The 25949-nt window shown below is 71.6% G+C and carries 25 protein-coding genes; 15 read left to right on the top strand and 10 right to left on the bottom strand.

The features are described from left to right. The first annotated feature begins 164 nt into the window (after window positions 1–164). Complete coding sequence (locus tag ACR68M_RS04560; protein WP_441249096.1) at window positions 165–1340, top strand: alpha/beta hydrolase family protein; 1176 nt, start codon at window positions 165–167, stop codon at window positions 1338–1340. Here ACR68M_RS04560 and ACR68M_RS04555 read toward each other — a convergent pair. From ACR68M_RS04555 to ACR68M_RS04520, 8 genes are all read right to left on the bottom strand, one after another. After that, window positions 1324–2733 carry an amino acid permease gene (locus ACR68M_RS04555; protein WP_441249095.1) on the bottom strand — a complete coding sequence of 470 codons (1410 nt, stop codon included), beginning with the start codon at window positions 2731–2733 and terminating at the stop codon, window positions 1324–1326. The two genes, ACR68M_RS04560 and ACR68M_RS04555, sit on opposite strands and share 17 nt — an antisense overlap. A 224-nt stretch (window positions 2734–2957) precedes the next feature. After that, window positions 2958–4340, bottom strand: coding sequence for an 8-oxoguanine deaminase (locus tag ACR68M_RS04550; RefSeq protein ID WP_441249094.1), 1383 nt, complete (start codon window positions 4338–4340; stop codon window positions 2958–2960). Between the two features lie 61 nt (window positions 4341–4401). Further along, complete coding sequence (locus ACR68M_RS04545) at window positions 4402–5874, bottom strand: nucleobase:cation symporter-2 family protein (protein ID WP_441249093.1); 1473 nt, start codon at window positions 5872–5874, stop codon at window positions 4402–4404. Window positions 5875–6125: 251 nt separating this feature from the next. Beyond that, window positions 6126–7040 carry a factor-independent urate hydroxylase gene (pucL, locus tag ACR68M_RS04540; protein ID WP_441249092.1) on the bottom strand — a complete coding sequence of 305 codons (915 nt, stop codon included), beginning with the start codon at window positions 7038–7040 and terminating at the stop codon, window positions 6126–6128. 26 nt (window positions 7041–7066) lie between these two features. Continuing rightward, entirely contained in the window at window positions 7067–7402 is a 336-nt protein-coding gene (gene uraH / locus ACR68M_RS04535) for a hydroxyisourate hydrolase (protein ID WP_441249091.1), read from the bottom strand. Window positions 7403–7441: 39 nt separating this feature from the next. Then, complete coding sequence (uraD, locus tag ACR68M_RS04530; RefSeq protein WP_441249090.1) at window positions 7442–7972, bottom strand: 2-oxo-4-hydroxy-4-carboxy-5-ureidoimidazoline decarboxylase; 531 nt, start codon at window positions 7970–7972, stop codon at window positions 7442–7444. A gap of 202 nt (window positions 7973–8174) precedes the next feature. After that, window positions 8175–8555: a helix-turn-helix domain-containing protein gene (locus tag ACR68M_RS04525; RefSeq protein ID WP_441249089.1), complete on the bottom strand. Its 381-nt coding sequence runs from the start codon at window positions 8553–8555 to the stop codon at window positions 8175–8177. Next, complete coding sequence (locus ACR68M_RS04520) at window positions 8552–8836, bottom strand: thiamine-binding protein (protein WP_441251510.1); 285 nt, start codon at window positions 8834–8836, stop codon at window positions 8552–8554. Before ACR68M_RS04520 ends, ACR68M_RS04525 begins: the two co-directional genes overlap by 4 nt. A 171-nt stretch (window positions 8837–9007) precedes the next feature. Between ACR68M_RS04520 and ACR68M_RS04515 the strand changes: the two genes are divergently transcribed. The 14 genes from ACR68M_RS04515 to ACR68M_RS04450 all read left to right on the top strand — a co-directional run bounded on the left by ACR68M_RS04515 (window position 9008) and on the right by ACR68M_RS04450 (window position 24370). Further along, on the top strand, window positions 9008–9847 hold the full coding sequence (locus ACR68M_RS04515) for a TIM barrel protein (RefSeq protein WP_441249088.1): 840 nt from the start codon (window positions 9008–9010) through the stop codon (window positions 9845–9847). Between the two features lie 69 nt (window positions 9848–9916). Continuing rightward, on the top strand, window positions 9917–10810 hold the full coding sequence (locus tag ACR68M_RS04510; RefSeq protein WP_441249087.1) for a 2-hydroxy-3-oxopropionate reductase: 894 nt from the start codon (window positions 9917–9919) through the stop codon (window positions 10808–10810). Window positions 10811–11145: 335 nt separating this feature from the next. Continuing rightward, window positions 11146–12288 (top strand): glycerate kinase, encoded by a 1143-nt coding sequence (locus tag ACR68M_RS04505; protein ID WP_441249086.1) that lies wholly within the window; start codon window positions 11146–11148, stop codon window positions 12286–12288. A gap of 173 nt (window positions 12289–12461) precedes the next feature. Then, window positions 12462–13820 (top strand): allantoinase AllB, encoded by a 1359-nt coding sequence (gene allB / locus ACR68M_RS04500; protein ID WP_441249085.1) that lies wholly within the window; start codon window positions 12462–12464, stop codon window positions 13818–13820. Window positions 13821–13831: 11 nt separating this feature from the next. Further along, complete coding sequence (gene alc, locus ACR68M_RS04495; RefSeq protein ID WP_441249084.1) at window positions 13832–15097, top strand: allantoicase; 1266 nt, start codon at window positions 13832–13834, stop codon at window positions 15095–15097. A gap of 71 nt (window positions 15098–15168) precedes the next feature. Continuing rightward, entirely contained in the window at window positions 15169–16626 is a 1458-nt protein-coding gene (locus ACR68M_RS04490) for a catalase (RefSeq protein WP_441249083.1), read from the top strand. 297 nt (window positions 16627–16923) lie between these two features. Further along, entirely contained in the window at window positions 16924–17703 is a 780-nt protein-coding gene (locus tag ACR68M_RS04485) for an IclR family transcriptional regulator (protein WP_441249082.1), read from the top strand. A gap of 75 nt (window positions 17704–17778) precedes the next feature. Further along, window positions 17779–18756, top strand: a complete 978-nt coding sequence (locus ACR68M_RS04480; protein ID WP_441249081.1) for a DUF6528 family protein — start codon at window positions 17779–17781, stop codon at window positions 18754–18756. Window positions 18757–18869: 113 nt separating this feature from the next. After that, window positions 18870–19766, top strand: a complete 897-nt coding sequence (locus ACR68M_RS04475; RefSeq protein ID WP_441249080.1) for a metal-dependent hydrolase — start codon at window positions 18870–18872, stop codon at window positions 19764–19766. A gap of 57 nt (window positions 19767–19823) precedes the next feature. Continuing rightward, on the top strand, window positions 19824–20903 hold the full coding sequence (locus ACR68M_RS04470) for a PDR/VanB family oxidoreductase (protein ID WP_441249079.1): 1080 nt from the start codon (window positions 19824–19826) through the stop codon (window positions 20901–20903). 12 nt (window positions 20904–20915) lie between these two features. Continuing rightward, window positions 20916–21761, top strand: a complete 846-nt coding sequence (locus ACR68M_RS04465; protein WP_441249078.1) for a M24 family metallopeptidase — start codon at window positions 20916–20918, stop codon at window positions 21759–21761. Next, entirely contained in the window at window positions 21758–23479 is a 1722-nt protein-coding gene (locus tag ACR68M_RS04460; protein ID WP_441249077.1) for an SDR family oxidoreductase, read from the top strand. Before ACR68M_RS04465 ends, ACR68M_RS04460 begins: the two co-directional genes overlap by 4 nt. A gap of 48 nt (window positions 23480–23527) precedes the next feature. Next, complete coding sequence (locus ACR68M_RS04455; RefSeq protein WP_441249076.1) at window positions 23528–23731, top strand: cold shock domain-containing protein; 204 nt, start codon at window positions 23528–23530, stop codon at window positions 23729–23731. 12 nt (window positions 23732–23743) lie between these two features. Then, the gene (locus ACR68M_RS04450) at window positions 23744–24370 is read left to right on the top strand and encodes a LysE family translocator (protein ID WP_441249075.1); all 627 of its coding nucleotides are present in this window, start codon (window positions 23744–23746) and stop codon (window positions 24368–24370) included. An 11-nt stretch (window positions 24371–24381) separates the two neighbouring features. Here the strand turns inward: ACR68M_RS04450 and ACR68M_RS04445 are convergent, their stop codons facing one another. Together ACR68M_RS04445 and ACR68M_RS04440 are read right to left on the bottom strand one after the other, a co-directional pair. After that, window positions 24382–25467: a DUF1648 domain-containing protein gene (locus ACR68M_RS04445; RefSeq protein ID WP_441249074.1), complete on the bottom strand. Its 1086-nt coding sequence runs from the start codon at window positions 25465–25467 to the stop codon at window positions 24382–24384. After that, a complete protein-coding gene (locus ACR68M_RS04440) occupies window positions 25464–25892 on the bottom strand; it encodes a GntR family transcriptional regulator (protein WP_441249073.1) in 429 nt (142 codons plus the stop codon). The genes ACR68M_RS04445 and ACR68M_RS04440 overlap by 4 nt, the downstream gene beginning before the upstream one ends. Window positions 25893–25949 lie beyond the last annotated feature (57 nt).

The following is a 25949-nucleotide window of genomic DNA, read 5'->3' as shown; positions in this document are numbered from 1 at the left end:
TGGGTGTCAGCAGACCCTGCCAGGTGCCTGCGGCAGATGCCAACCCGTAGGGAACCCGTAGTCCTGTGGACGGACGGATCGTAGACCTCCGGTCTGACGGGGGCCGGACGGGATACACCGCTGAGGGGACGTCAGTTTCCGTGCTGCCTTCTAGCGTTGCGGTCATGAACAGAATCCGCCGCACGGCCGCCGCTGCCGTCCTCGCCCTCGTCCTGCCGCTCCCCGTGATCGCGGCGGCTCCGGCGCTCGCCGTCCCCACGTCCACGTTCGCGCACTCCGCCACGGCGCCGGAGGCCGTCCACGCGGACCTCCCCCGCCCGACCGGCCAGTACGCGGTCGGCCGCGAGATCCTGCACCTGGTCGACAAGGACCGGCCGGACCCGTGGGTGCCGTCAGCCGGGCCGCGCCAGCTGATGGTGTCGATGTACTACCCCGCCCGGCCCGGGACGGGCGGGCCCGCCCCGTACATGACCCTCGGCGCGGCCCAGGCCATGCTGGACCTGAAGCTCCCGGGGACGACCGTCACGGCCGAGCAGCTCACCGAGACCCGCACCTGGTCGCACACGGACGCGCGCCCGCAGCCGGGCAGGTACCCGCTGGTGCTGCTCTCGCCCGGCTTCACGATGCCCCGCACCGAACTCACCAGCCTCGCCGAGGACCTGGCCAGCCGGGGTTACGTCGTCGCACTCGTCGACCACACCTACGAGAACGCCGGCACCACCTTCCCCGACGGGAAGACGCTCACCTGCGCCATCTGCGACACGCCTCCCGCCGGTGGCCCCGGGGTCATCGAGCAGAGCCGGGCGAAGGACATGTCCTTCGTGATCGACGAGCTGACCGGCCACCACCAGCCGGCCTGGAAGTACGCCCACATGATCGACCCCGGCCGGATCGGCATGGCCGGGCACTCCATCGGCGGCGCCGCTGCCTCCACCACGATGGCCGCCGACAAGCGGGTGCTGGCCGGGGTGAACCTGGACGGCACGATGTTCGAGCCCGTCCCCGCCGCCGGCCTGGGCGGCCGCCCCTTCCTGATGGTCAACCACGACCTGGGCGGCGAGCAGGACCCGAGCTGGGTGGACGCCTGGGCGAAGCTGGACGGCTGGAAGCGCTGGATCACCGTCGCCGGGTCGAACCACGGCAGCTTCACCGACATACCGGTCCTCGCCGAGAAGGTGGGCATCCCCTCGCCGCCCGGCACCACGATCGGTGCCGAGCGGTCGGTGCAGCTCACCCGCAGCTACGTCGCGGCCTTCTTCGACCAGCAGCTGCGGGGCATCCCGCAGCCGCTGCTCGACGGCCCGTCGTCGGCCTTCCCCGAGGTCAGCTTCCACCACTGACGGACCGGCGGCGGCGGGCCACGACGGCGGCCGCCACCAGTACCACGGCGGCCGCCACCAGCGAGAGGATCATCTGGATGCGGCCGTCGTGGTCGGTGAACATGTAGACCACGACGAAGGCGATCAGGCCGATGGTGGCCCAGGTTAGGTAGGGGTAGAGCCACATCCGGACGGTGAGGCGCTCGGGGCTCTCCCGCTCGATGATCTTGCGCATCCGCAGCTGCGAGAAGCAGATCACCAGCCAGACGAAGAGCGCGACGGCGCCGGAGGAGTTCAGCAGGAACTGGAAGACGCTGTCCGGGTAGGTGTAGTTGAAGAAGACCGCGACGAAGCCGAAGACCACCGAGGCGAGGATCGCCGTGCGCGGCACGCCCCGCCCGGAGACCTTGGCGAAGGCCCGGGGCGCGTCGCCGCGCCGCCCGAGCGAGAAGGCCATCCGGGAGGCGGTGTAGAGGCCGGAGTTGAGGCAGGACAGCACGGCGGTGAGCACGATGACGTTCATCAGCTGCGCCGCGCCGGGGATGCCGACGTGCTCCAGCACGGCGACGTACGGGCTGGACTTGACCGAGGCCGAGTCCCAGGGCAGCAGGGTGACGACGATGGCGATCGAGCCCAGGTAGAAGACGCCAATCCGCCAGATCACGCTGTTGGTGGCCTTGCTGACGGCCTTCTCCGGGTCGGCGGACTCGCCGGCGGCCAGGGTGACGATCTCGCTGCCCATGAAGGCGAAGACTACGGTCAGCATGCCGGTGAAGACCGCGCCGACGCCGTGCGGGAGGAAGCCGCCGTGGCCGGTCAGGTTGCTGGCGCCGACGGCGTGGGTGCCGGGCAGCAGGCCGAGCACGGCGAGCACGCCGACCACGATGAAGCCGGCGATCGCCACCACCTTGATGCCCGCGAACCAGAACTCGAACTCGCCGTACGAGGAGACCGAGAAGAGGTTGGTGGCGGTCAGCACGGCCATCACGATCAGCGCGAAGGCCCACTGCGGGACGCCCGGCAGCCAGCCGTTGAGGATCTTCGCCCCGGCCGTCGCCTCGACGGCGAGCACGACCACCCAGAAGAACCAGTACAGCCACCCGATGGTGAACCCGGCCCACCGGCCGAGCGCGCGGTCCGCGTACGCCGAGAACGAGCCGCTCTGCGGGTCCGCCGCGGCCATCTCGCCGAGCATCCGCATCACCATCACGACCAGCACCCCGGCCAGCGCGTACGACAGCAGGATGCCGGGGCCGGTGGAGGCGATCCCGGCGCCGGAGCCGACGAAGAGGCCGGCGCCGATCACCCCGCCGATCGCGATCATGGAGAGGTGGCGGTTCTTCAGACCGGCCTGGAGGTGGCCGTCGCCGGGGGTGGGCGGGCTGATGCTGGAGGGCTTGGTTTCCGTGCTCATGACGGGTAGCAAACCCGGACATCCGGGATTTGGTAACCCCGGAGCCGATTCCCAGAGCTTCTTTTGAGGGTTACTCGCAAGTTACCCGTAAGTTCACGTGTGACAGCCCCGGACTCTCGCCGTGAGTCCGGGGCTGCTCTCCGTTCCCCCGCGCGGTCTCCCGAGCGGGGGCGGAGTCCGGGTGTCGCGCCGTCCCAGGCGCGGCCCGGAGTCTTCGGGGTGGGTCAGCCGCGGGCGGCCAGCTCCTTGGCTGCGCGGGCGCAGTCCTGGGCGATCTTCTCCTCGTTGACGGTGGTCAGCAGGCCCTTCTCGACCACCGGGTTGCCGTTGACGAGCAGCAGCGCCAGCGGCGGCAGGGCGCCCAGCGAGAGGGCGGCGACCGGGTCGGCGATCGAGGAGTGCATGATGCCGTCGATCTTCCAGAGCGCCAGGTCGGCGAGCTTGCCGACCTCGATCGAGCCGATCTCGTTGTGACGGCCGAGCACCCGGGCGCCGCCCATGGTGCCGAGGCGCAGCGCGGAGCGGGCGGTCAGCGCGTCCGGGCGGCCGTGCAGGCGGTTGATCAGCAGCGCGTTGCGCAGCTCGGTGCCGAGCTCGCCCGACTCGTTGGAGGCGGTGCCGTCGACGCCGAGACCGACCGGGACACCGGCCTTCAGCATGTCCGGGACGCGGGCGATGCCGGCCGCGAGGCGGGCGTTGGAGGACGGGCAGTGCGCGACACCGGTGCCGGTCTCGGCGAACTTGGCGATGTCCGAGTCGTTCATGTGGACGCAGTGCGCCATCCAGACGTCCTCGCCGAGCCAGCCGGTCGACTCGAAGTAGTCGGTCGGGCCCATGCCGAACAGCTCCTTGCAGAACTGCTCCTCCTCGGCCGTCTCGGAGCCGTGGGTGTGCAGGCGTACGCCCTTGCGGCGGGCGAGGAGGGCGGCCTCGCGCATCAGCTCGGTGGAGACCGAGAAGGGGGAGCAGGGCGCGATGGCGATCTGCAGCATCGAGTCGAAGGAGGCGTCGTGGTACTTGTCGACGGCGGCCTCGGAGGCGATCAGGATGTCCTCGGTCTTCTCGACCGCGTGGTCCGGCGGCAGGCCGCCGTCCTTCTTGCTGCGGTCCATCGAGCCGCGCAGCGCGGTGAAGCGCATGCCGAGCTCCTGGACGGCCTCGATCTCGGCGCCGAGGATGTCGCCGCCGTCCTTCGGGAACACGTAGTGGTGGTCCGAGGCGGTCGTACAGCCGGACTTGAGCAGGGCGGCGGCCGAGCCCTGGGCGGCGGCGTGCACCAGCTTGTCGTCGATCCGGGCCCAGGTCGGGTAGAGCGCGACCAGCCAGTCGAAGAGGATGTTGTCCTGGGCCAGGCCCCGGGTGATCCACTGGTAGAAGTGGTGGTGGGTGTTGACCAGGCCCGGGGTGATCAGGTGGCCCTCGCCGTTGACCCGGCGCACCACGTTGTCCAGCCACTGCGGGGCGGGGCCGTTGCCGACCGACTCGATCTTGTTGCCGAGCACGACGACGTGGCCGCGGGCGTACTCGGTGTCGTTGGCGTCGACCGTCGCGATCGCGACGTTCTCGATCACGATCCGCTGGTCGGCGGGCGGGGGCTGGACTGCCATGGTGTGTCTCCTATGGGGGAGGGTCGGGGGCGCGTAATGAGCGGTACGCGCCCCCGACCGGTCAGGACGGTGTCGCCGTTGGCACCGTCGCGCCGGGTGCCTCCGGGTTTGGGGCCCTACGGGCGGCACCGACGTGGTGGAAGAGCAGGTTGAGCAGGACGGCCATCACGCAGCCGGCCGAGATCCCGGAGTGCATCAGGGTGCGGACGGCCTCCGGGAAGGCCTCGTAGAAGTCCGGGACGGCGATCGGGACGATGCCGATCCCGAGCGAGACGGACACCAGGATGGTGTTGCCGCTGGACTCCATCCCGGCCTCCGCCAGGGTCCGGATGCCGCTCGCCGCGACCGTGCCGAAGAGCACGATCCCGGCGCCGCCCAGGACGGGCTGCGGCACCAGTGACACCAACGAGCCGAGCACCGGGAAGAGACCCAGCAGGATCAGGATCCCGCCGCCGGCCGCGACCACGAAGCGGCTGCGGATCTTCGTCAGTGCGACCAGCCCGATGTTCTGGGCGAAGGCGCTGCAGGCGAAGCCGTTGAAGACGGGGCTGAGTGCGGTGGCCAGCCCGTCGGCCCGCAGACCGGCCGTCAGCGTGCGCTCGTCCGCCTCGCGTTCGACGATCTGGCCCAGCGCCAGCATGTCGGCGGTGGACTCGGTCATCGAGACCACCATGACGATGCAGAACGAGGTGATCGCCGCCGCGTCGAACATCGGGGCGCCGAAGTGGAACGGCGAGGGGAGCGCGAAGACCTGCGCGTCCCGCACCGCGCCGAAGTCGGCGAGACCGAGGGGGAAGGCGAGCAGCGTGCCGGCGGCGAGCCCGACGAGCAGCGAGAGCTGCTGCCAGAAGCCGCGGAGCAGCTTGTTGCAGAGGACGACCGCGGCGAGGGTGAACGCGGCGAGTCCGATGGCCCGCATGGAGCCGAAACCGGGTGCGGCGGGTGAACCGCCACGGGCCCAGTTGACCGCGACCGGCAGCAGGGACACCCCGATGAGGGTGATCACGGTGCCCTGGACGACCGGCGGGAAGAACCGGATGAGCTTGGAGAAGTACGGTGCCGCGAGGAAGCACAGGACCCCCGCGACGATCACTGCTCCGAAGATCACCGGTAGGGCGTCCTTCGGGCCGTGTTCCTTGGCGATCGCGATCATGGGCGCGACCCCGGCGAACGAGACGCCGTTCACGAACGGCAGCCGTGCGCCTATGCGCCACACGCCGAGCGTCTGGAGCAGGGTGGCCAGGCCCGCGGTGAACAGGCTGGCCGAGATCAGGAGGGCGAGCTCGGCGGGGGTGAGACCCACGCCGGCCCCGACGATGAGCGGGGGCGCTACTACGCCCGCGTACATCGCGGCGACGTGCTGGAGACCGGTGCTGATGAGTTTCACCGGGGGCAGCAGCTCGTCCACGGGGTGGACACTGGGGACTTCGTGTCCGGACGGTGCATCGGGGAGGTTGGTTGACACACCGTCCGGACCCGAAGGTCTGGAAGGGGTGGAACCGCCGTCTTTGGTACGGGTGAAGCGGAGTGCCATGTCGAGCCCCTCTTGTGCTCGTGGCTCTCGGCGCGCCCGCGGCGCTGGAGAGGGTCCGGGGGCGGGACGGCGGAGCAAGGGTCCCCCGGGCGGCTTCTCCAGCTCCCCGGGCCGGCCGCCGCGAGGCGAGCACGATCTCCGGTTGGTGGGGGTGGAGAAACAGGTGGTGCAAGGGCCCGTCCGGTACCGTCCAGAGCTGTGGGCCTGGTGGGTGCAGCGGTGCCGGGCGGGAGTCATGGGGTGGTGCTGGGTCAGGCGACCGGGATGACCGGTACGACGCCCTCGCGGTGCACGGTGCCCTCGATCAGGCCGTACATGCGGTCCGCGGCGTAGTACACCTCGTTGTCGTTCTTGAGGCCGAAGGGCTCCAGGTCGACGAGGAAGTGGTGCTTGTTCGGGAGCTCCAGGCGGACCTCGTCCACCTCGGCGCGGTTGTTCAGCACCCGGGTGCCCATGGCGTGCAGGGTCTGCTGCAGCGAGTACGAGTAGGTCTCGGCGAACGCCTCCAGCATGTGGCGGCGTACGTGGGCGTAGGAGCGGTTCCAGTTCGGCTGGGCCTCGCCCTCCGCGCCGCTGAAGGAGTACTTCCAACGAGCCGTCACCTGGGTCGCCAGGATGCGGTCGTAGGCCTCCTTCAGGGTGGTGTACTGGTCCTTGATGTAGCCCCAGAACTCCGAGTTGGTGGTGTTCATGACCACCAGGTCCTTGAGGCCCGAGATGACCTGGACGGTGGTGCCGTCGTAGGTGATCTCGCAGGTCCGGGTCTCACCGCCGTTGCGCGAGAAGGAGTGCCCGACCTCCTCGGAGCCGATGAAGCGCGAGGAACTGTCCGGGGTCTTGATCCGGTCCCAGGTGTACTCCTCGATCCGGATCCGGGCGCGGTGGATCGGCTCGTTGTTGTCGACGAAGTGCTTCGCCAGCGTGATGCCGAAGGCCTCCGCCGACTCGATGCCGTACTCCTTCGCGAACGCGAAGACGGTGTTCTTGGTGGTGTCGGTGGGCAGGCAGTTGGCGTTGGAGCCGGTGAGGTGGACGTCGTCGAGGTCACCGGAGAGGGCGACCGAGACGTTCAGGTCCTTGATCTCGTGACGGGTGCTGTCACGGTAGACGCGGACGATGCGGTTCTCCGCCTTGCCGTACTGGTTCTGACCGAGCACGTGGGCCATGGCGTGGCTCCTAAGCTTTTCGCGGTCTAGCTTCCGCGGTAGACCGAGTATCCGAACGGGTTGAGCAGCAGCGGCACGTGGTAGTGGTGCTGCGCGGGTGCGACCGTGAAGACGATCGAGACCTCGGGGAAGAACGGCTGCTCGTCCGACTTCTGCGCGTAGTAGGCAGCGGTGTCGAAGAGGAGCCGGACGACCGAGCCCGCCTCCACGGCCGGCAGGTCCTTGGCCCGGCCGTCGGAGTCCGTGGCGGAGGTGCCGAGCACCTGCCAGCCACCCTCGGTGTGCAGTGCGAGCTCGACCGGGACACCTTCGGCCGGGCGGCCGAGGCTGGTGTCGAGCACGTGCGTGGAGATGCCAGTCATGGGTGAAGAGACCTTAACTTTGGCAGAAGTGACGAGCCGTCAGCCGACGTACTCGTCCAGCAGGCGGTTGATGCGGATGTCGTTGATCTTGCGCAGCTCGCCCCGGACGATCTCCGCCTCGGCGGGGGCGTCGTTCGGGTAGCGCTCGCGGAGCGAGCCGAGCATGGTGGCCGCGGTGCGGCCGGTCGCGCAGATCAGGAACACGTGGCCGAACTTCGCCTCGTAGGCGGCGTTCGCCTCGTGCAGTTCATCGAGGAGAGCGGAGTCCACTCCCTGGATGCCGGCCTGTTCGCGCTCGGAGGTGGCGTCGCCCGCCTTGGGCTTGCCGATCCGGGCGTGCCCGGCCATCGCGTCGGCCAGGTCACCGGTGGTGAGCGCAGCCATCGCGGCCGCGTTGGCGGCCAGCAGTGCAGCGCGGTCGGCCCAGGGCCGGGAGCCGGCGACGGCCTCGGCCCAGCTGGGGCTGGAACAGATCTCCAGCAGGGTCTTCGTCAGCTCGGCGGCGGGTGCCGCCGCCAGCGCCTCGAGGGCGGTGGTCGCGTCGGAGGACGGAAGGGGGTGGTTGGTCACGGGTGGACCTCCTGAAGAGTGGTGCCACCCGCAAAAGCTAGATCGACCACCCCCGGCCGTCAACACTTTGTTGAACGGTTGGTGGTTACGTTTTGGGCAGAGGCCCCTGACCGGCCACTTTCGTGTGCGATTCGCCAAATGTGCCCGGTGTGTCAGGTGGGACAGACTGGGCGAAGCCGACCGCAGGGCCGGCGCTCGCGGGTCAGCTCTTGGCCGTCCCGTCCTGGCGGTTCAGATAGTTGTACACCGTGAACCGGCTGACGCCGAGGGCCGAGGCCACCGTCTCCACCCCGTGGCGGACGGTGAACGCGCCGCGCTCCTCCAGGAGGGCGACCACGCGCTGCTTCTCCCAGCGGTCCAGATCGGCCAGCGGGCGGCCGTCGAACTGGCGGGTCATCTCCGCCAGCATGCGGTCGAGGGCGCTGCTGAGGTGCGGCAGGCGCACGGCGACCGCCGGGGCGCCGTCCCACTCCAGCACCACGTCCTCCGGGCGCGCTTCGGCGACCGGGACGGGAGTCGCGCCGACCGCGTCGAGCAGCGGCTTTATCGCTGCGGCGAGCGGGTGTTCCAGGGCGTTGCTCACTGCGTACCCACTCCTTCCGGGGTGTTGTCCTTGTCGCCGTCCTTGCTGCCGTCCTCCGTCAGCACGCTGACCTGGACGGAGATCCGGGTCGCCCCGGCGGCCAGGGTCTCGTGCAGCAGCTTGGTCACCGCCGCGAGGATCTGCTCGGCCTCGCCCTCGGCACCCGTGCCGAACGGGCCGACGGCGACGGCCAGCCCGGCCTCGTCGACGACCCGCTGCGCGGCCACCGCGTGCTCGGGGAACGTGTCCAGCTCGAACGGTTCTGTCGTGAACTCCACCATCAATCGCACTCGCTCACTGTATCGAGCGGGCCCGCAGATGGGAGGGGGCGGGCGACTGCTTCAACAAAATGTTGCGGCGGCCTTGACACCTCCTCGGTTCCCGGAGCAAGCTTCCACCAAGCAGAATCCCTCTTCCGGATCGTGGAAGTTGGATGTACGGAAGAGTGAAAGGTGATTGACGTGACTGCCGCTTCCAAGCAGAGCTATACGGTCAACCTGTCGATCCTGTTCAGTGAGCTTCCGCTCCTGGAGCGCCCCGCCGCCGCGGCCGCCGCCGGTTTCACGGCCGCCGAGCTGTGGTGGCCGTTCGGTGCGGACCACACCCCCTCGCAGGCCGAGCTGGACGAGCTCCGCAAGGCCTTCACCGACGCGGGTGTGCAGCTCACCGGCCTCAACTTCCTCGACGACCTCACCAAGGGCGCCAAGGGCACCCTCTCGGTGCCGGCCGAGAAGGAGCGCTTCCGGGAGAACCTCCCGGTCAGCATCGCGCTCGCCGAGTCGCTGGGTACCAAGGCGCTCAACGCCCTCTACGGCAACCGGGTCGAGGGCGTGGACCCGGCGGAGCAGGACGCTCTCGCCCTGGAGAACCTCACCCTCGCCGCGCAGGCCGCGCACGCCATCGGCGCCGTCCTGCTGATCGAGGCCCTGAACCGGAACGACGCCCCGGACTACCCGCTGCACACCGCGAAGGCCGCCGTCGAGATCGTCGACAAGGTCAACGCCGCCACGGGCCTGGGCAACGCCAAGTTCCTCTGCGACTTCTACCACCTGGCGGTCAACGGCGAGGACCTCGTGCAGGTCATCGACACCTACGCCGACCGCTTCGGCCACGTGCAGATCGCCGACAACCCGGGCCGCAACGAGCCGGGCACCGGCACCCTCGACTTCGAGGACCTCTTCGCCCGGCTGACCGCCGCCGGCTACACCGGCCGGATCGGGCTGGAGTACCGCCCGTCGACCGGCGTCAGCGCCGACAGCTTCGAGTGGCTCCCGCGCGACCTGCGCGGCTGAGCGGCGCAAGCCGCCAGAGCAGTCTGAGCTGCACCTCTCCCTCCCCCCGTACGTAAGGAACGCGACGCGATGAGCGCCTCCCGCAAGATCGCCTTTATCGGCCTCGGCATCATGGGCAGCCCGATGGCCGCCAACCTGGTCAAGGCCGGGCACCACGTCACCGGCTTCAACCTCCAGCAGTCCGCGATCGACGCCCTGGTGGCGGCCGGTGGCCACGGCGCGAGCAGCATCGCCGACGCGGTGAAGGACGCCGAGGTCGTCATCACGATGGTCCCCGCCGACCCGCAGGTGCTGCAGGTCATCCTCGGTGAGGGCGGTGTGCTGGAGAACGTGAAGCCCGGCACGCTCGTGATCGACATGTCCAGCATCACCCCGCAGACCTCGATCAAGGTCGCCGCGGCCGCCAAGGAGAAGGGCGTCCGCACCGTGGACGCGCCGGTCTCCGGTGGCGAGGCCGGTGCGGTCGAGGCGGTGCTCTCGATCATGGTCGGTGCCGACGACGCGGCCGACTTCGCCGAGGCGAAGCCGCTCTTCGACGCGCTGGGCACCACGGTCATCCACGTCGGCCCGGCCGGTGCCGGCCAGACCGTGAAGGCCGCCAACCAGCTCATCGTGGCCGTCAACATCCAGGTCCTGGCCGAGGCGGTGGTCTTCCTGGAGAACGCGGGCGTCAACCTGGAGGCCGCGCTCGACGTGCTCGGCGGCGGGCTGGCCGGTTCGACCGTGCTGAACCGCAAGAAGGCCAACATGCTGAACCGCGAGTTCGCCCCGGGCTTCCGGATCGACCTGCACCACAAGGACATGGGCATCGTCACCGACGCGGCCCGCGCCGTGGGCGCGGCGCTGCCGGTCGGCGCGGTCGTCGCCCAGCTGGTCGCCTCGGCCCGCGCCAACGGTGACGGCTCGCTGGACCACTCCGCGCTGCTGCGCGGCGTCGAGCGGCTCTCCGGCCGCACGATCTAGTCCCTCCAAGCTCCTCCTGGTGGCGTGTACCTGTCCGGTCGTGCCCGCGTCACCAGGAGGCTCAGTTCGGTCGGCAGGAGAGCTGGTGCTCAACCGTTCTCCTGCTGACCGTGCCAGACCGGCGACGCGCGCCACCCCTCCCGGGGGCACTTCGGTCGTGCCGCGCGCATCGCCCGGCCCCCTCCCTCGCCGAGGGGAGCCTCTCGTACGTCGGAAGCGGGACGAGAGGAACGGCGGGGAGGGGGTCGCACCCCGACTTTCCCGAGGTTTTACGTACAGACTCGGTAGCAGCACCCAGCTCCAGATCAACCCGTACCGGAAGTGAGGCCCACGCCATGCCCGCCACCCCCACTCAGGGTCATGTCGTCGTCGCCCCCGACAAGTTCAAGGGCACGCTGGAGGGCGCGGAGGTGGCCGCCCGGATCGCGGACGGCATCCGCCGCGTCGCGCCGGAGCTGGAGATCCGCGAGCTGCCGGTCGCCGACGGCGGCGAGGGCACCCTGGCCGCCGCGCTGGCGGCGGGCTTCACCCGCGTACCGGCGAAGGTGGCCGGGCCGACCGGCCTGCCGGTGGACGCCGCGATCGCCGTGCGCGGTGACACTGCAGTGGTCGAGCTGGCGCAGTCCTCGGGCCTGGCCCGGCTGCCCGGCGGCCGGACGGCCCCGCTCGGGGCCGGCTCGTACGGTGTCGGCCAGCTGATCGCCCGCGCCCTCGGTCAGGGCGCCAAGCGGATCGTGCTCGGCCTCGGCGGCAGCGCCTGCACCGACGGCGGCGCGGGCATGGTCCAGGCGCTCGGCGTCGGCCTGTACGACGCCGAGGGCGCGGAGCTCGCGCCCGGCGGCGGCGCGCTGCGCAAGCTGGCCCGGATCGAGCTCGGCTCGCTCGCGGACGGCCTCACGGGGGTGGAGATCGTCGTCGCCTGCGACGTCGACAATCCGCTGCTCGGGCCGCGCGGTGCGACGGCCGTCTACGGCCCCCAGAAGGGCGCGGACGGCGATGACCTGGTGATCCTGGAGGAGGGCCTGACCCGGTTCGCGGACGTCGTCCGCGACGCCACCGGGCGGGACTTCCGGGACGCCCCCGGCGCCGGGGCGGCAGGCGGAGTGGGCTTCGCGGCCCTCGCCCTGCTCGGCGCCACCATGCGACCCGGCATCGAGCTCCTGCTCGAACTGCTGGGCTTCGACGAGGCCGTGCGTGGGGCACGCCTCGTCGTGACCGGCGAGGGCTGCCTGGACGCGCAGACGCTCCATGGCAAGGCTCCCGCCGGCGTTGCCGCGGCGGCTACCCGGGCGGGGGTTCGGGTAGCCGCAGTGGCAGGGCGGCTGGAGCTGTCCGAGGACCAGTGGCGGTCGGCGGGCTTCGTCGCCGCGTACGCGCTGACCGACCTCGCCGAGCAGCCAGGCGACAGCATGACCCGGGCGGCGGAGCTGGCCGAGGTCGCGGGGGAGCGGCTGGCGGCCGACCTCCTCACGGGCTGACCGGAAGCTGACAGAGCCCTCGTACGTTCCTACATTGACGTTTTGTTGAAGGCGGGCCTAGGCTCCGAGCAATCGCAGTGGAAGTCCGATCATCAGACTTCCCAACTGCCGTGCGGCGACTGCCTGCCCGCCTTCGACGACCCCCAAGCCGTACATCCTTCCCGGAGGTCCAGATGTCCCTCAGCGAGACGCCGTCCGCGACGGTGGTGATCCGCTCCCGCCGCGTGGTCCTGCCGGAGGGTGAGCGCCCCGCTGACGTCCTGGTCCGGGACGGGAAGATCGTCGCCGTCGCCGACCACGGCACCTTCGCCGGAGACCGGATCACCGACCTCGGCTCGGTGGCCCTGCTGCCCGGCCTGGTCGACACCCACGTGCATGTCAACGAGCCCGGCCGCACCGAGTGGGAGGGCTTCGCCACCGCCACCCGGGCCGCAGCCGCCGGTGGCGTCACCACCGTCATCGACATGCCGCTCAACTCCATCCCGCCGACCACCACGGTCGACGGCCTGGAGACCAAGCGGAAGATCGCCGAGGGTCAGGCCTGGGTCGACCTCGGCTTCTGGGGCGGCGCGATCCCCGGCAACGCCGCCGACCTCGAACCGCTGCACCGCGCGGGCGTCTTCGGCTTCAAGAGCTTCCTCGCCCCCTCCGGGGTGGACGAGTTCCCGCACGTCGAGCAGGCCGACCTCGAGCTCGCGCTCGCCGAGCAGGCCCGGATCGGCGCGCTGGCGATCATCCACGCCGAGGACCCGGCTGTGCTGGAGGCCGCCCCGCAGCAGCCCGGCGTGCACTACCGCGACTTCCTCGCCTCCCGCCCCGACGATGCCGAGGCCGCCGCCGTCGCCCGGCTGCTCGACACGGCCCGCCGCACCGGCGCCCGGGTCCACATCCTGCACGTCTCCTCGGCGGCCGTGCTGCCGCTGCTGCGCCAGGCCCGCGCGGACGGCGTGCAGGTCACCGCCGAGACCTGTCCGCACTACCTCACCCTCGCGGCCGAGGAGGTGCCGGACGGCGACACCGCCTTCAAGTGCTGCCCGCCGATCCGCGACGAGTCCAACCGTGACCAGCTCTGGGCGGCGCTGGCGGCCGGCGAGTTCATCGCCGTCGTCTCCGACCACTCGCCCTCCACCCCGGATCTGAAGCTGCTCCAGCGCTACGGCGGCAGCGGCGACTTCGCGGCCGCCTGGGGCGGCATCGCCTCGCTCCAGCTCGGGCTGCCGGCGATCTGGACGGAGGCCCGCAAGCGCGGCCACTCGCTCGTCGACGTCGTCCGCTGGATGTCCTCCGGGCCTGCCTCGCTGGTCGACCTGACCGGCACCAAGGGCGCCATCGCCGTCGGCAACGACGCCGACCTGGTCGCCTTCGACCCCGACGCCGCATTCTCCGTGCACGCCGAAGAGCTGCACCACCGCAACCCCGTCACCCCGTACGCGGGCAAGACGCTGACCGGGGTCGTCCGCACCACTTGGCTCCGCGGCCGGGTCGTCGACGTGGACGCCGAGCCGTTCGGCCGTCAGATCACTCGTCACTAGGAGAGACTCAGATGAGTACCAGTCAGATACCGAGCGCTCCCTTCACCGAGCTGGTCAACCTGGCGTCCCGGCTGCTCGGGGCCGGTGTGGTGGCGACCAACGAGGACACCTTCGCCGACGCGGAGAACCTGCTCGTCGCCAAGCCCGCCGAGTTCCGTGCCCACACCTTCGGGCACAAGGGCCAGATCATGGACGGCTGGGAGAGCAAGCGCCGGCGCGGCGTCTCCGCCGAGCAGCCGCACCCGACCGACGAGGACCACGACTGGGCGGTCGTCCGGCTCGGCGTCGGCGGCGTCATCCGCGGCGTGATCGTGGACACCGCGCACTTCACCGGCAACTACCCCGAGTCCGGCTCCGTCCAGGGCGCCTCCATCCCGGGCGTGCCGTCGGTGGAGGAGCTGGACGCGGCCGAGTGGGTCGACCTGGTACCTCGTACCGCGCTCCAGGGCAACACCGCCCACGAGTTCGCGGTCGAGGACGACACCCGCTACACCCACGTCCGCCTCAACATCTGGCCCGACGGCGGCGTCGCCCGTCTGCGGGTGCACGGCGAGGTGCTGCCCGACCCGCGCGACCTCGACGGTCTGACCTTCGACCTCGCCGCGCAGGAGTTCGGCGGCGTGGCCGAGGCCGCCTCGGACCGCTACTTCTCCTCCCCGCACAACCTGAACTCTCCCGGCCGAGCCTCCGTCATGGGCGAGGGCTGGGAGACCCGGCGTCGGCGCGACAAGGCCAACGACTGGGTACAGATCGCCCTGGCCGGGGGCGGCGAGGTCCTTGCCGCCGAGGTGGATACCACCCACTTCGTCGCCAACGCCCCCGGCTGGGCCGACCTGGTGGGCTACGACGCCTCGAACGGCGGCAACCCGTCCGACGACGCTGATGGCTGGTTCGAGATCCTCCCCCGTACGCGGCTCCAGCCCGACACCCGCCACCGCTACCGCCTCGCGGGCGGACGCACCGTCACCCACGTGCGGATCAACGTCTACCCCGACGGCGGCCTGGCCCGCCTGCGGCTCACCGGCAAGCTCACCGAGGCCGGCCGTGCCGCCCTCGCGCTGCGCTGGTTCAACGCCCTCCCGGCCGCCGAGGCCGAGACCGCACTCACCGAGGCCGGCCTGAACCCGGCGGAGGCCACCGCGCTCACCGCCGCCCGCCCGCTCGCGGACGCCGCCGCGACCACCGCCGCCGTCACGGCCCTCCAGCCCACCGACGGCCCCGACGGTGAGCACGCCTCCCGCCGCCGGTCCTCGATCTGGCGCCTGCTCGGCGTCTGATCCGACCGTCCGACCGTCCGGCCGGAAAGAACCTCTTCTCCTTGCACCGCCTCTCCTCAGAAGGACCCGTCATGTCGAAGATCCTGACCACGGAATCCGGCGCCCCGATCGCCGACAACCAGAACTCGGCCTCGGCCGGCGAGTACGGCCCGCTGCTCATCCAGGACCAGCAGCTCATCGAGAAGCTCGCCCGCTTCAACCGTGAGCGCATCCCGGAGCGCGTCGTGCACGCCCGTGGCTCCGGCGCGTACGGGTACTTCGAGGTGACCGACGAGGTCTCGCAGTACACCAAGGCCGACTTCCTCTCGGCCGTGGGCAAGCGCACCGACGTCTTCCTGCGCTTCTCCACCGTCGCCGGTGCGCTCGGCTCCTCCGACGCGGTGCGCGACCCGCGCGGCTTCGCGCTGAAGTTCTACACCGCCGAGGGCAACTACGACCTGGTCGGCAACAACACCCCGGTGTTCTTCATCAAGGACCCGATCAAGTTCCCCGACTTCATCCACTCGCAGAAGCGCGACCCCTACACCGGCATCCAGGAAGCCGACAACGTGTGGGACTTCTGGGCGCACTCGCCGGCCTCCACCCACCAGATCACCTGGCTCTTCGGTGACCGTGGCATCCCGGCCTCGTACCGGCACATGAACGGCTACGGCTCGCACACCTACCAGTGGGTCAGCGAGACCGGCGAGGCGTTCTGGGTCAAGTACCACTTCAAGACCAACCAGGGCGTGCGCTCGCTGGACGGCAACCAGTCCGCCGAGGTGCTCGGCGCCGACGCCGACAGCCACCAGCGTGATCTGCACCAGGCCATCGAGCGGGGCGTCTTCCCGTCCTGGACGCTCTACGTCCAGCTGATGCCGGTGGCCGAGGCGGCCAACTACCGCTTCAACCCGTTCGACCTGACCAAGGTGTGGCCGCACGCCGACTACCCGCTGGTCAAGGTCGGCCGCCTGGTGCTGAACCAGAACCCGGACAACGTCTTCGCCGAGGTCGAGCAGTCGGCGTTCTCGCCGAACAACTTCGTCCCCGGCATCGGCGCCTCCCCGGACAAGATGCTCCAGGGCCGCCTCTTCGCCTACGCGGACGCCCAGCGCTACCGCCTCGGTGTCAACCACACCCAGCTCGCCGTGAACGCCCCCCGGGCCACCAAGGCGGAGAACTACGGCCAGGACGGCCTCTCCGCCGTCGGCCGCGGCCGCGCCAAGAACTACGAGCCCAACTCGTACGACGGCCCGGCCCAGACCGACAGCGCGCTGGCCGCCCCCGTCCGCCTGGACGGCTACACCGGCACGTACACCACCCCGGCCCACACCAAGGACGACGACTTCTTCCAGGCCGGTGAGCTCTACCGCCTGATGTCGGCCGGTGAGCAGGAGCGCCTGATCAACAACATCGCGGGCTTCCTGGCGCAGGTCAGCCGCGACGACGTGGTCGAGAAGAACCTCGCCCACTTCCACGCCGCCGACGAGACGTACGGCGCGCGCCTGGAGGCCGCCGTCGCCAAGCTCCGCGCCGGCGACGAGGGCTGACCACAGCCCGGCTGACACCTGAACCACCTGACCAACCCTCATCGGTCGGCCCGAGCCACCCCTCGGGCCGACCGGCTGACGGGCCTCTCCCCCCGGACAGTGGGGGAGGGGCCCGTTCTGGCGTCCGCCCGCCGGTCGATCCGCTGGTCGATCCCCGTTCTGGCATATGCCTCCTGACAATCCCTCATGACCTGCGTCAATATCCGGTGAGCAGGGCGTGCAGCGGCCGTCCGATGGATAGTCTGGAGAGGCTCGCCGCCCGTCGGCGCGCCAGGACGCACCACGGAAGGGGTCGCCATGTCGGCACAGAGCCGGGACCGTCAGGCCACGCTGGCCGAGGGCGGCCGGGGCCCGTTCCGGACCCTCCAGCGCGCGCTGCGCCTGCTGGAGGCCGTCGACCGGCACTCCGGCGGGGTCACGCTCGGCACGCTGGCCCGCGAGCTGACGATGCCGCTGGTGGCCGTCCAGGAGCTGGCCGAGGTGCTGGAGGTCGAGGGCTACCTGAGCTTCCAGGACGGCGCCTGGGTGCTCGGCGGCACCTTCTCGCTGCTCGGCAGCCAGAACCGCGAGCAGCTGCTGCGGACGAGGCTCGACCAGAAGCTGCTCGAACTCCGGGACGAGCTGGGCGCAGCCGTCTACTTCAGCCGCTACCACGACGGCGAACTCTCGGTGGAGGCCGTCTCGGCCGCCGACCACGCCCCCGCCGTCCACGAGTGGGTCGACTTCCGGGCCACCGCCCACGCCAGCGCGATCGGCAAGTGCCTGCTCAGCCAGCTCGACCACGACGGCCGCCGCGACCACCTCTCCCGGCACCCGATCGCCCGACTCACCTCCCGCACCATCACCGACGCCGAACAGCTGATGCACCGGCTGGAGCGCCAGCCCTCGACCGTCCCCGTCCTGGACATCCAGGAGTACGCCCTCGGCACCGTCTGCGCCGCCGTCCCGGTCACGGCAGGCAGCACGGTCGGCTGCCTCGCCACCTCGATGCCGGTCGAGAACATCCACCGCCTCCGGGCCGCCGCCGAACTCCTCGCCGAGCGGGCGGCCCCGCTGATGGTCGCGATGGCGGTCTGACGGTCTGACGGTCTGGCGGTCTGACGAGCCGTGTGAATCCGGGCTTCCGACGGGCCTTCGTGATCCCATGGCACGGTGATCACTTGGCTGCCGGCCCCCGTCCCGTCCCGGCGCTCGGTCGTCGGGGCCGCCGTCGCCGCACTCCTCGCGCCAGGCCGCCCGGCCGCCGCGCAGGGGCTGCCGACCTCCGATCGCAGCCTCGTCCTCGCCGCCGACCAGGCCAGCGGCCGGGTCCTCCTGGTGGACCCCAACGACCTGCCCTGGCACGACGGGCGGGCGGACGTACGCGGCCCGGCGGCCGCCCGGCTCGCGCTCTGGTCCTGGTCGGCCGCGGACGTGCTCGGGCTGGGCGGGGACGGCCTGGGCGGGGACGGCAGTTGGTGGGCCGTCAACGAGGCCAAGTACCGGCGGTGGCGGGGGGAGGGGTGGGTGCTCACCTGCGCCTCCGGCGGGCTGGCCGCGATGGTGTCCTTCCCCGAGGGGCGGGTCCGCTGGGCGGCCCGGCCGGGCGGGAACCCGCACAGCCTCGAACTGCTGCCGGACGGTCGGCTCGTGGTCGTCGCCAGCGATCCGGGCTTCGTCCGCCTCTACTCCTCGTCGACCCGGTACACCCAGTACGACCTCGCCGGGGCGCACGGCGTGCAGTGGGACGCCGACCGTCGACTCCTCTGGGTGCTCAGCGACAGGGCCCTGACCGCCTTCACCACCGGGGATGCCCTCGCGCCCGTCCGGTCCGTCCCGCTGCCCACCCCCGGCGGCCACGACGTGGGCCCGGCCGCCCCCGACCGCCTCTGGGTCACCACCAACCGGCACGTGTACCAGTACTCGATCCCCGCCGACGCCTTCGTCCGCTACCCCGGCGACCGCTCGATCGACGGCCCGGGAATCAAGAGCATCGGCAGCGACTCCCGCAGCGGCGAGATCCTCACGGTCAACCCCGACTCCGAGAACACCTACCCCTGGTGCACCTCGAAGCTCACCTTCCACCACCCCGACGGCACCACTCGCCTGGCCGGCGCCAGCCTGTACAAGGCCCGCTGGCTCCCGGGCTGACCGGGCTTATTAGACTCGATGTCGATAAGAGTTGCCGAAACCCTTGTCCGTCGGTCTACCCGCGAGTAGTTTGCTGTTGGTCCCGCCGCCACCAGCAGGTCAGGAGGCTCCTCATGCCCCGCACCACCGAGCCCACCAACGTCCACGACAGCCTCGTGCTGGAGCCCCGGGACGTCCGCTTCGACTGGGGGCAGCTCCCGCTGCACTGGATTCCGGGCGAGCCGATGGCCACCCACACGATCAACGTGCTGCACCTGCTGCTGCCGGAGGGGGAGCGCTGGTTCGTCCGGCTGTTCAAGGACGCGCTGCCGATGATCACGGACGAGCAGCTCCGCGAGGAGGTGCTCGGGTTCATCGGGCAGGAGGCGATCCACGCCGAGGCGCACCAGGAGGTGCTGGAGCACCTGCTCGGCCAGGGGCTCGACCCGGCGCCGTACGTCCGACAGGTCAGCTGGCTGTTCCAGCGGGTGCTGGGTGACCGCCCGACCCTGACACCCGCCCAGCAGCGGGAGCACATCATCGAGCGGGTCGCCGCCGTGGCCGCGATCGAGCATTTCACGGCATTTCTCGGCAACTGGATTCTCAACTCGCCCGGCCTGGACCGCGCCGAGGCCGACCCGACCATGCTCGACCTGCTGCGCTGGCACGGCGCCGAGGAGGTCGAACACCGCAGCGTCGCCTTCGACCTGATGACCCACCTCGACCCCGGCTACCTCCGACGGGTGCGCGGCATGGCCATCGCCGGCCCCGTCCTGATCCACCTCTGGGTACGCGGCGTCCGCTTCCTGCTCGCCGCCGACCCCTCCCTCAGGGGCAGGGTCCGCCCCACCTGGCGCGAGGTCCAGCTGATCGCCCGCCGCGGCCTGCTGCCCGAGCCCGGCCGGATGGCCCGCTCCGCCGCCCGGTACTTCAAGCCCCGCTACCACCCCACCCAGGAGGGCTCCTCCAGCCAGGCCATCAGCTACCTCGCGACCTCCCCCGCCGCCCGGTCCGCCGCAGCGGCACACTGAGGCAACCGGCCCGCCCCTAGTGGTTAACGCATCCCCAACCGACCCGGAGCTGACCGGATGGACCTGCTCAACCCGCCTCCCGACCTGTACGGCCGCCCCGGGCCCGACCGGTTCCTCCGGCGGCTCACCGCGTTCAGCGACTGGTACAACCCGTCGCTCGGCCGGCCGCTGCTGCGCCGCAGGCCGGGCCTCCCGCCGGCCCGGCCGACGCCGCCGCTGCCGCTGGCCGTCACCCGCCGCACCGAGATCGCCACCGACGTGGTCGAGCTGCACCTCGCGTCCCCCTTCGGCGACGAGCTGCCCGCCTGGCAGCCCGGTGCCCGGCTGCTGCTCACGCTGCCCTCGGGCCGCGAGCGGCACTACTCGCTCTGCGGCGACCCGGCCGACCTCGCGACCTACCGCATCGCCGTCCGCCGAGTCGCCGACGGCGGTGGCGGCTCGGCCGAGATCCACGACAGCCTGCACGTCGGCAACCGCCTCACCGCCCGCCGCCCGCGCAACGGCTTCGCGTTCTGCGGCGAGCCCGCCGTGCTGCTGCTCGCGGGGGGCATCGGCATCACCCCGCTGCTCCCGATGGCCCGCGAGGCGCAGCGCCGGGGCCTCGACTGGCGGCTCGTCCACACCGGCCGGGACGCCGCCTCGATGCCGTACGGCGACGAGCTGCGCGCCCTCGACCCGCGCCGGGTCGAGCTGCTGACCGACGACCGCGACGGCACTCCCGACGCGACCGAACTGGTGGCCCGCGCGCCGAAGGGCGCTGCCGTCTACTGCTGTGGCCCGGCCCCGATGCTGGCCGCAGTGCAGGCCGCCGTCGCGCCCGGCGCCGCGCTGCACTTCGAACGCTTCGGCGCCGCACCGATCCTGGACGGCAGGCCGTTCGCCCTCCAGCTCGGCGAGGACGGCCCCCGGCTCGAAGTCCCCGCCGACCGCTCCGCGCTGGACGTGCTGCGCGAGCAGCGGCCCGACCTGCCGTACTCCTGCCACCAGGGCTTCTGCGGCACCTGCCAGGTGCGGCTGCGCTCCGGCACCCCCGAACACCGCGACCGCCGGCTCACCGAGGAGGACCGCGCCGCCGGGGCCCTGCTGCCCTGCGTCTCACGCGCCCCTGAGGGCGAGACCCTCGTGCTGGATCTCTGAAGGAGAGCACCCATGGCACCCAAGCCCTTCGCCTTCGATGCCGACGACCTCGACCGCTTCCGGGAGACCCAGCAGCTCGCGTACGCCTGCGCCGAGCAGGTCGCCGCCTGGATCGAGCCGGGTGTGACGGAGCGTCAGGCCACTGCCAAGCTGCGCTCCTGCCTGGTCGCGGCGGGTGTGCAGGACTACTTCCACGTCCCGTTCGCCTGGTTCGGCGACCGCACCGCCTTCCGGCACTTCCACACGCCGCTCCAGTTCTTCGCGGGTGGTCGCAAGCTGGAGGAGGGCATGCCGTACGTGCTGGACTGCGCGCCCGTCGTCGACGGTTACACGGCCGACATCGGGTACGGCGGCAAGGTCGGCGACAACCCGGTCTGGGACAGGCTGGCCGCCGACCTCCAGGTCTACCGCGAGCTGATCCTCCGCGAGGTGAAGGCCCGGAAGCCGCTGAACGAGGTGTACGCCGCCGTGGACGCCCAGATCGCCGCGCACGGCTACGACAACCGCCACCAGGTCTACCCCGGCCGGGTGATCGGCCATCAGGTGACGCGGATGACCGCGCGGGGCCCGGCCGGGGTCAACCTCTTCGGGTTCGGCGTCCGGACGATCCAGACGCTCGGCCGTGAGCTGATCAGCGAGCGCCTCCAGGGCCGTTCCCCCCTCTGGGCCGACGGCCGCTCCTCCCGGCACGCGCCCACGCCCGGCCTCTGGGCGGTCGAGCCGCACATCGGCTTCCGCGAGGTGGGTATCAAGTTCGAGGAGTTGCTGGTGGTCACCGAGGACGATGCCTACTGGCTCGACGACGACCTGCCGCACGTCCGCCGCTGGGCCCAGGCCCCGAAGGAGACCGCCAAGTGAGCATCCGCCGCAGCACCGTCCAGGCCACCGACGGCCTCCCGCTGGCCGTCTTCGAACAGGGCGACCCCGGCGCGACCACCGTGCTCCTGGTGCACGGGTACCCGGACACCCATGTGGTCTGGGACGACATCGCCGCCGATCTCGCCGCCGACCACCACGTCGTCCGGTACGACGTCCGCGGCGCCGGCGACTCCGGCGTGCCCCGCACGCGTGACGGGTACCGGCTGGCCCAGCTCGGCGCCGACCTGTTCGCCGTCGCCGAGGCCGTCAGCCCGGACCGGCCCGTGCACGTCGTCGCCCACGACTGGGGCTCGGTGCAGTCCTGGGAGGCCGTCACCGAGCCCGGTGCCGAGCGGCGGCTCGCCTCCTTCACCACCATGTCCGGGCCCGCGCTCGACCACGTCGGCCACTGGATGCGGCACCGGCTGCGCCGCCCGACCCCCCGGCACCTGCGCCAGCTGCTCGTCCAGGGCGCCCACTCCTGGTACATCACGGCCTTCCACCTGCCCGTGCTCGCCCCGGCGACCTGGCGGCTCTGGCTGGCCCGCGCCTGGCCGCGCGTGCTGCGCGACCTGGAGGCCGTCAGCCCCCGCCCCGGGCACCCGCAGGCGACCCTCAAGCAGGACGCGGTACGCGGCATCGAGCTCTACCGGGCCAACATGCGGCCCGCCGTCCGGCACCCGCGCGAGCGGAGCACCGAGCTGCCGGTCCAGCTGATCACCCTGGCCCGGGACCACTACGTCTCCGACTTCCTCTCCGAGGGCCTGGAGCGGTGGGCGCCGAAGCTCACCCGGCGCACCGTCAACGCCACCCACTGGTCGGCGCTGCTGGAGAAGGGGCCGCTGGTGGCCGGGATGGTCCGCGACTTCGCCGCCCGGGTCGAGGCCGGGCAGTCCCAGGCCCCGCCGGACTCCGGCCAGCTCGTCGTGATCACCGGCGCGGGCAGCGGCATCGGTCGGGCCACCGCACTCGCCTTCGCCGAGCAGGGCGCCCGCGTCGTCATCGCCGACCTCGACCTGCCCGCCGCCGAACGCACCGCGGAACTCTGCACCCTGGTCGGCGGCCGGGCCCACGCGTACGCGCTCGACGTCAGCGACGGCGCCGCCTTCGAGGCCTTCGCCCAGGAGATCGCCGCCGCCCACGGCGTGCCCGACGTGCTGGTCAACAACGCCGGCATCGGCCACTCCGGCACGTTCCTGCAGACCACCGAGAAGGAGTGGCAGCGCGTCCTGGACGTCAACCTCTGGGGCGTCATCCACGGCTGCCGCGCCTTCGGCACGCTGATGGCAGAGCGCGGCGAGGGCGGCCACATCGTCAACCTCGCCTCCGCCGCCGCCTACCTGCCCTCCAAGCTGCTCGCCGCGTACGCGACCAGCAAGGCCGCCGTCCTGATGCTCTCCGACTGCCTGCGCGCCGAACTCGCCCCCGCAGGCATCGGCGTCTCGGCGATCTGCCCCGGCATCGTCAACACCAACATCACCCGCACCTCGACCTTCTCCGGCCTCACCGCCGCCCAACAGTCGGCCAAGCAGGAGAAGGTCTCCAAGATGTACGCCCGCCGGGGCTTCCCGCCCGAGAAGGTCGCGGCCGAGATCCTGCGGGCCGTCCGCACCGGCAAGCCGGTCGTCCCGGTCACCTTCGAGGCCAAGGCCGCCCGGCTGCTCGGGCGGATCAGCCCGGCGCTGCTCCGGCGCGCCGCCCGGCTCGACCTGGGCTGAGTTGGTACTCCTGGTGGGGTCGTCCCGTCCCGCGCGGAGGAGCAGCCGATGGCCACCGGAGTCGTGAAGACCTACAACGTGCACCACAGCTACGGGGTGATCACCCCGGACGACGGGGGCCCCGAGCTGACGGTGTACTTCGACTCGATCGAGGGCGGTGAGCAGCGCGTCCTCGCCGAAGGCCAGAAGGTCGCCTACGACCCGACGGAGCAGGAGGGCAGGCCCGTTGCCGAGCACGTCCGCGCCCTGTGACAATTGCGGCTCATGGGGATATCGGCAGCACTCTGGTCCTTCGCCCTCGTCGTTGGGCTCCTGACTCTCACGCCCGGCCTCGACTCCGCACTGATCCTGCGGACGGCCGCGCTCGGCGCCCGTAGGCAGGCCTGGGGGGTCGTGCTCGGCATCCAGTGCGGCACCCTCGCCTGGGGCACCCTCAGCTCGCTCGGCGTGAGCGCGCTCCTGACGGCCTCGCAGCTCGCGTACGAGACGTTGCGCTGGGCCGGGGTGGCGTACCTGCTCTGGATGGGCGCGCGGATGCTCCGGCCCGGGGCCGCTGAGGACGCCCACGGGGACGAGCCCGAAGTCACGGCGGGCGGCCTGGCCGCCGGCTGGCGGCGTGGCTTTCTGACCAACCTGCTCAACCCCAAGGTCGGCGTCTTCTACGTCGCCGTCCTCCCGCAGTTCATCCCCGCCGGTGCGCCGCACCTGGCCACCGGCGTCCTGCTGACCTGCGTGCACGTCGCGGAGGGCCTGCTCTGGTCGGCCGTCCTGGTCGGCTTCGCCCGGGTGCTGGGCGGCTGGCTGCGGCGGCCCGCGGCCCGGCGCGTCCTCGACCGCGTCACCGGCATCGTGGTGGTCGGCTTCGGCGTACGGCTGGCGCTCACCGACTAGGCGCTCGTCCGTCAGGAGCTGATCGCGCTCATGGCGACCACGAAGCCGGCGATCAGCGCGACCAGCAGCAGCGAACGCGGGTTGCCCAGATTGACCGTCCAGCCGATGCCGAGCCGCTTCGGGACGAGCAGCGCCGGGTCCTGCCGGTTGGCGTAGACGGTGCCGGCCAGCCGCCAGTACCGGTCGTCGTCGACGTGGACCAGGCCGGTCGGCGGTTCGGCGGCGGTCGGTCGGCTGCCGGCCTTCCCGGTACGGACGGCGACGACCACGACGGCGGCCAGACCGAACAGGACCGGCGTGAGCAGCTGGGCGGGGGAGATGGTGCGGTCGCCGTGCCAGATCCGCAGGGCGGCCAGCAGGATCGTGAGGTCGGCGGCACCGGCCAGCACCAGGATCGCGGCGCTCGTCCGTACGACGAACCGGCGGTGGCGCGCCGCACTCGCGGCAGGCTCCGCCGGGTCGAGGTCGGCCCGGCCGCGCAGGACGAGCCAGACGGTCAGCAGGATCACCGCCGTCAGCCCGAACTGCGCGAAGACCGGCGCGAAGGCGCTGGCGACCGACTTCGGGGCGAAGCGGTCGACCGTGCCGTCCGTGCCGAAGTGGGTGGCCAGCTGCGGCGGCATCCCGCCGTACCGGGTGACCCCGATCGCGGTGGTCGCCGCGACGATCAGCACGGCGGGCACGGCCCACGGCCAGGGGAACCGTACGGGCCGCGTCCGCAACGAGGTGTCGGCGGCCGTCCCCTGCCGGAGGCCCTGGTACCACCCGCCGCTCTCCTTGGCGGCCAGGACGGCCCGCCTCGCCCGGACGTACCCGCTCGCGCCGACCCCGAAGGCGGCGGCCACCGGGGCCAGCCCCAGCACGGGGTTCCAGCCACGGAACGCCATCGCGACCCCGCACGCCACCACGACCCCGCCCCCGACGCCGAGCCACCTGCGGTAGGCGCGCCGCTGCTCGGCGAGCACCGCCTCGCCCTGCCGCGCCGCCGGTATCCGCACCCCGAACGGCAGGCTCGGAGCGGCGAAGGCCGGCACCAGCCAGGCCATCACCAGAATCACCACCGGGACGCCCACCCCGGACACCACTGTCGTCGTCATGACCGTTCCCCCTCGTCTGCTGCCGTACGCATGTCCGCTGTCCCCTGCCCGAACCCGCCCACCGTCGCCGCACAGGACGCCAGCACCTCGGCACCGTCCATCCCCTGCGCCACCGCCTCGGCCAGCAACGTCCGCAGCCGGCCCCCCCACTCCTCCCCGAACCCGGCCTCCGGCGGCCCGGACCGGGCATCCCGCCGCACCACCGCCCCACTCTTGCGGTTGAGCTGCAGCAGCCCCTCCCGCCGCAGCAGGTCATAAGCCTTGTTGACGGTGTGGAAGTTGATCCCGAGGTCACCCGCGAGCTGCCGCGTCGACGGCAACGGACTGCCCTCGACGAGCCCGCCACCGGCGATGGCCTCCACCACCTGATCCCGGATCTGCTGGTAGATCGGGACTTCGCTGCCCAGATCGATGCTGAGGATCACACCTGCGCCCACCCCTTCTCGCGGTCTGTTCTATTACTTATAGAGCAGATGGCCGCA

It is taken from the genome of Kitasatospora sp. McL0602 (genome assembly GCF_052076145.1).
In the GTDB taxonomy this organism is placed as follows: Bacteria; Actinomycetota; Actinomycetes; order Streptomycetales; family Streptomycetaceae; genus Kitasatospora.
Note: the sequence above shows the minus strand (reverse complement) of the source record. Positions and strands in the feature narration are given on the sequence as shown.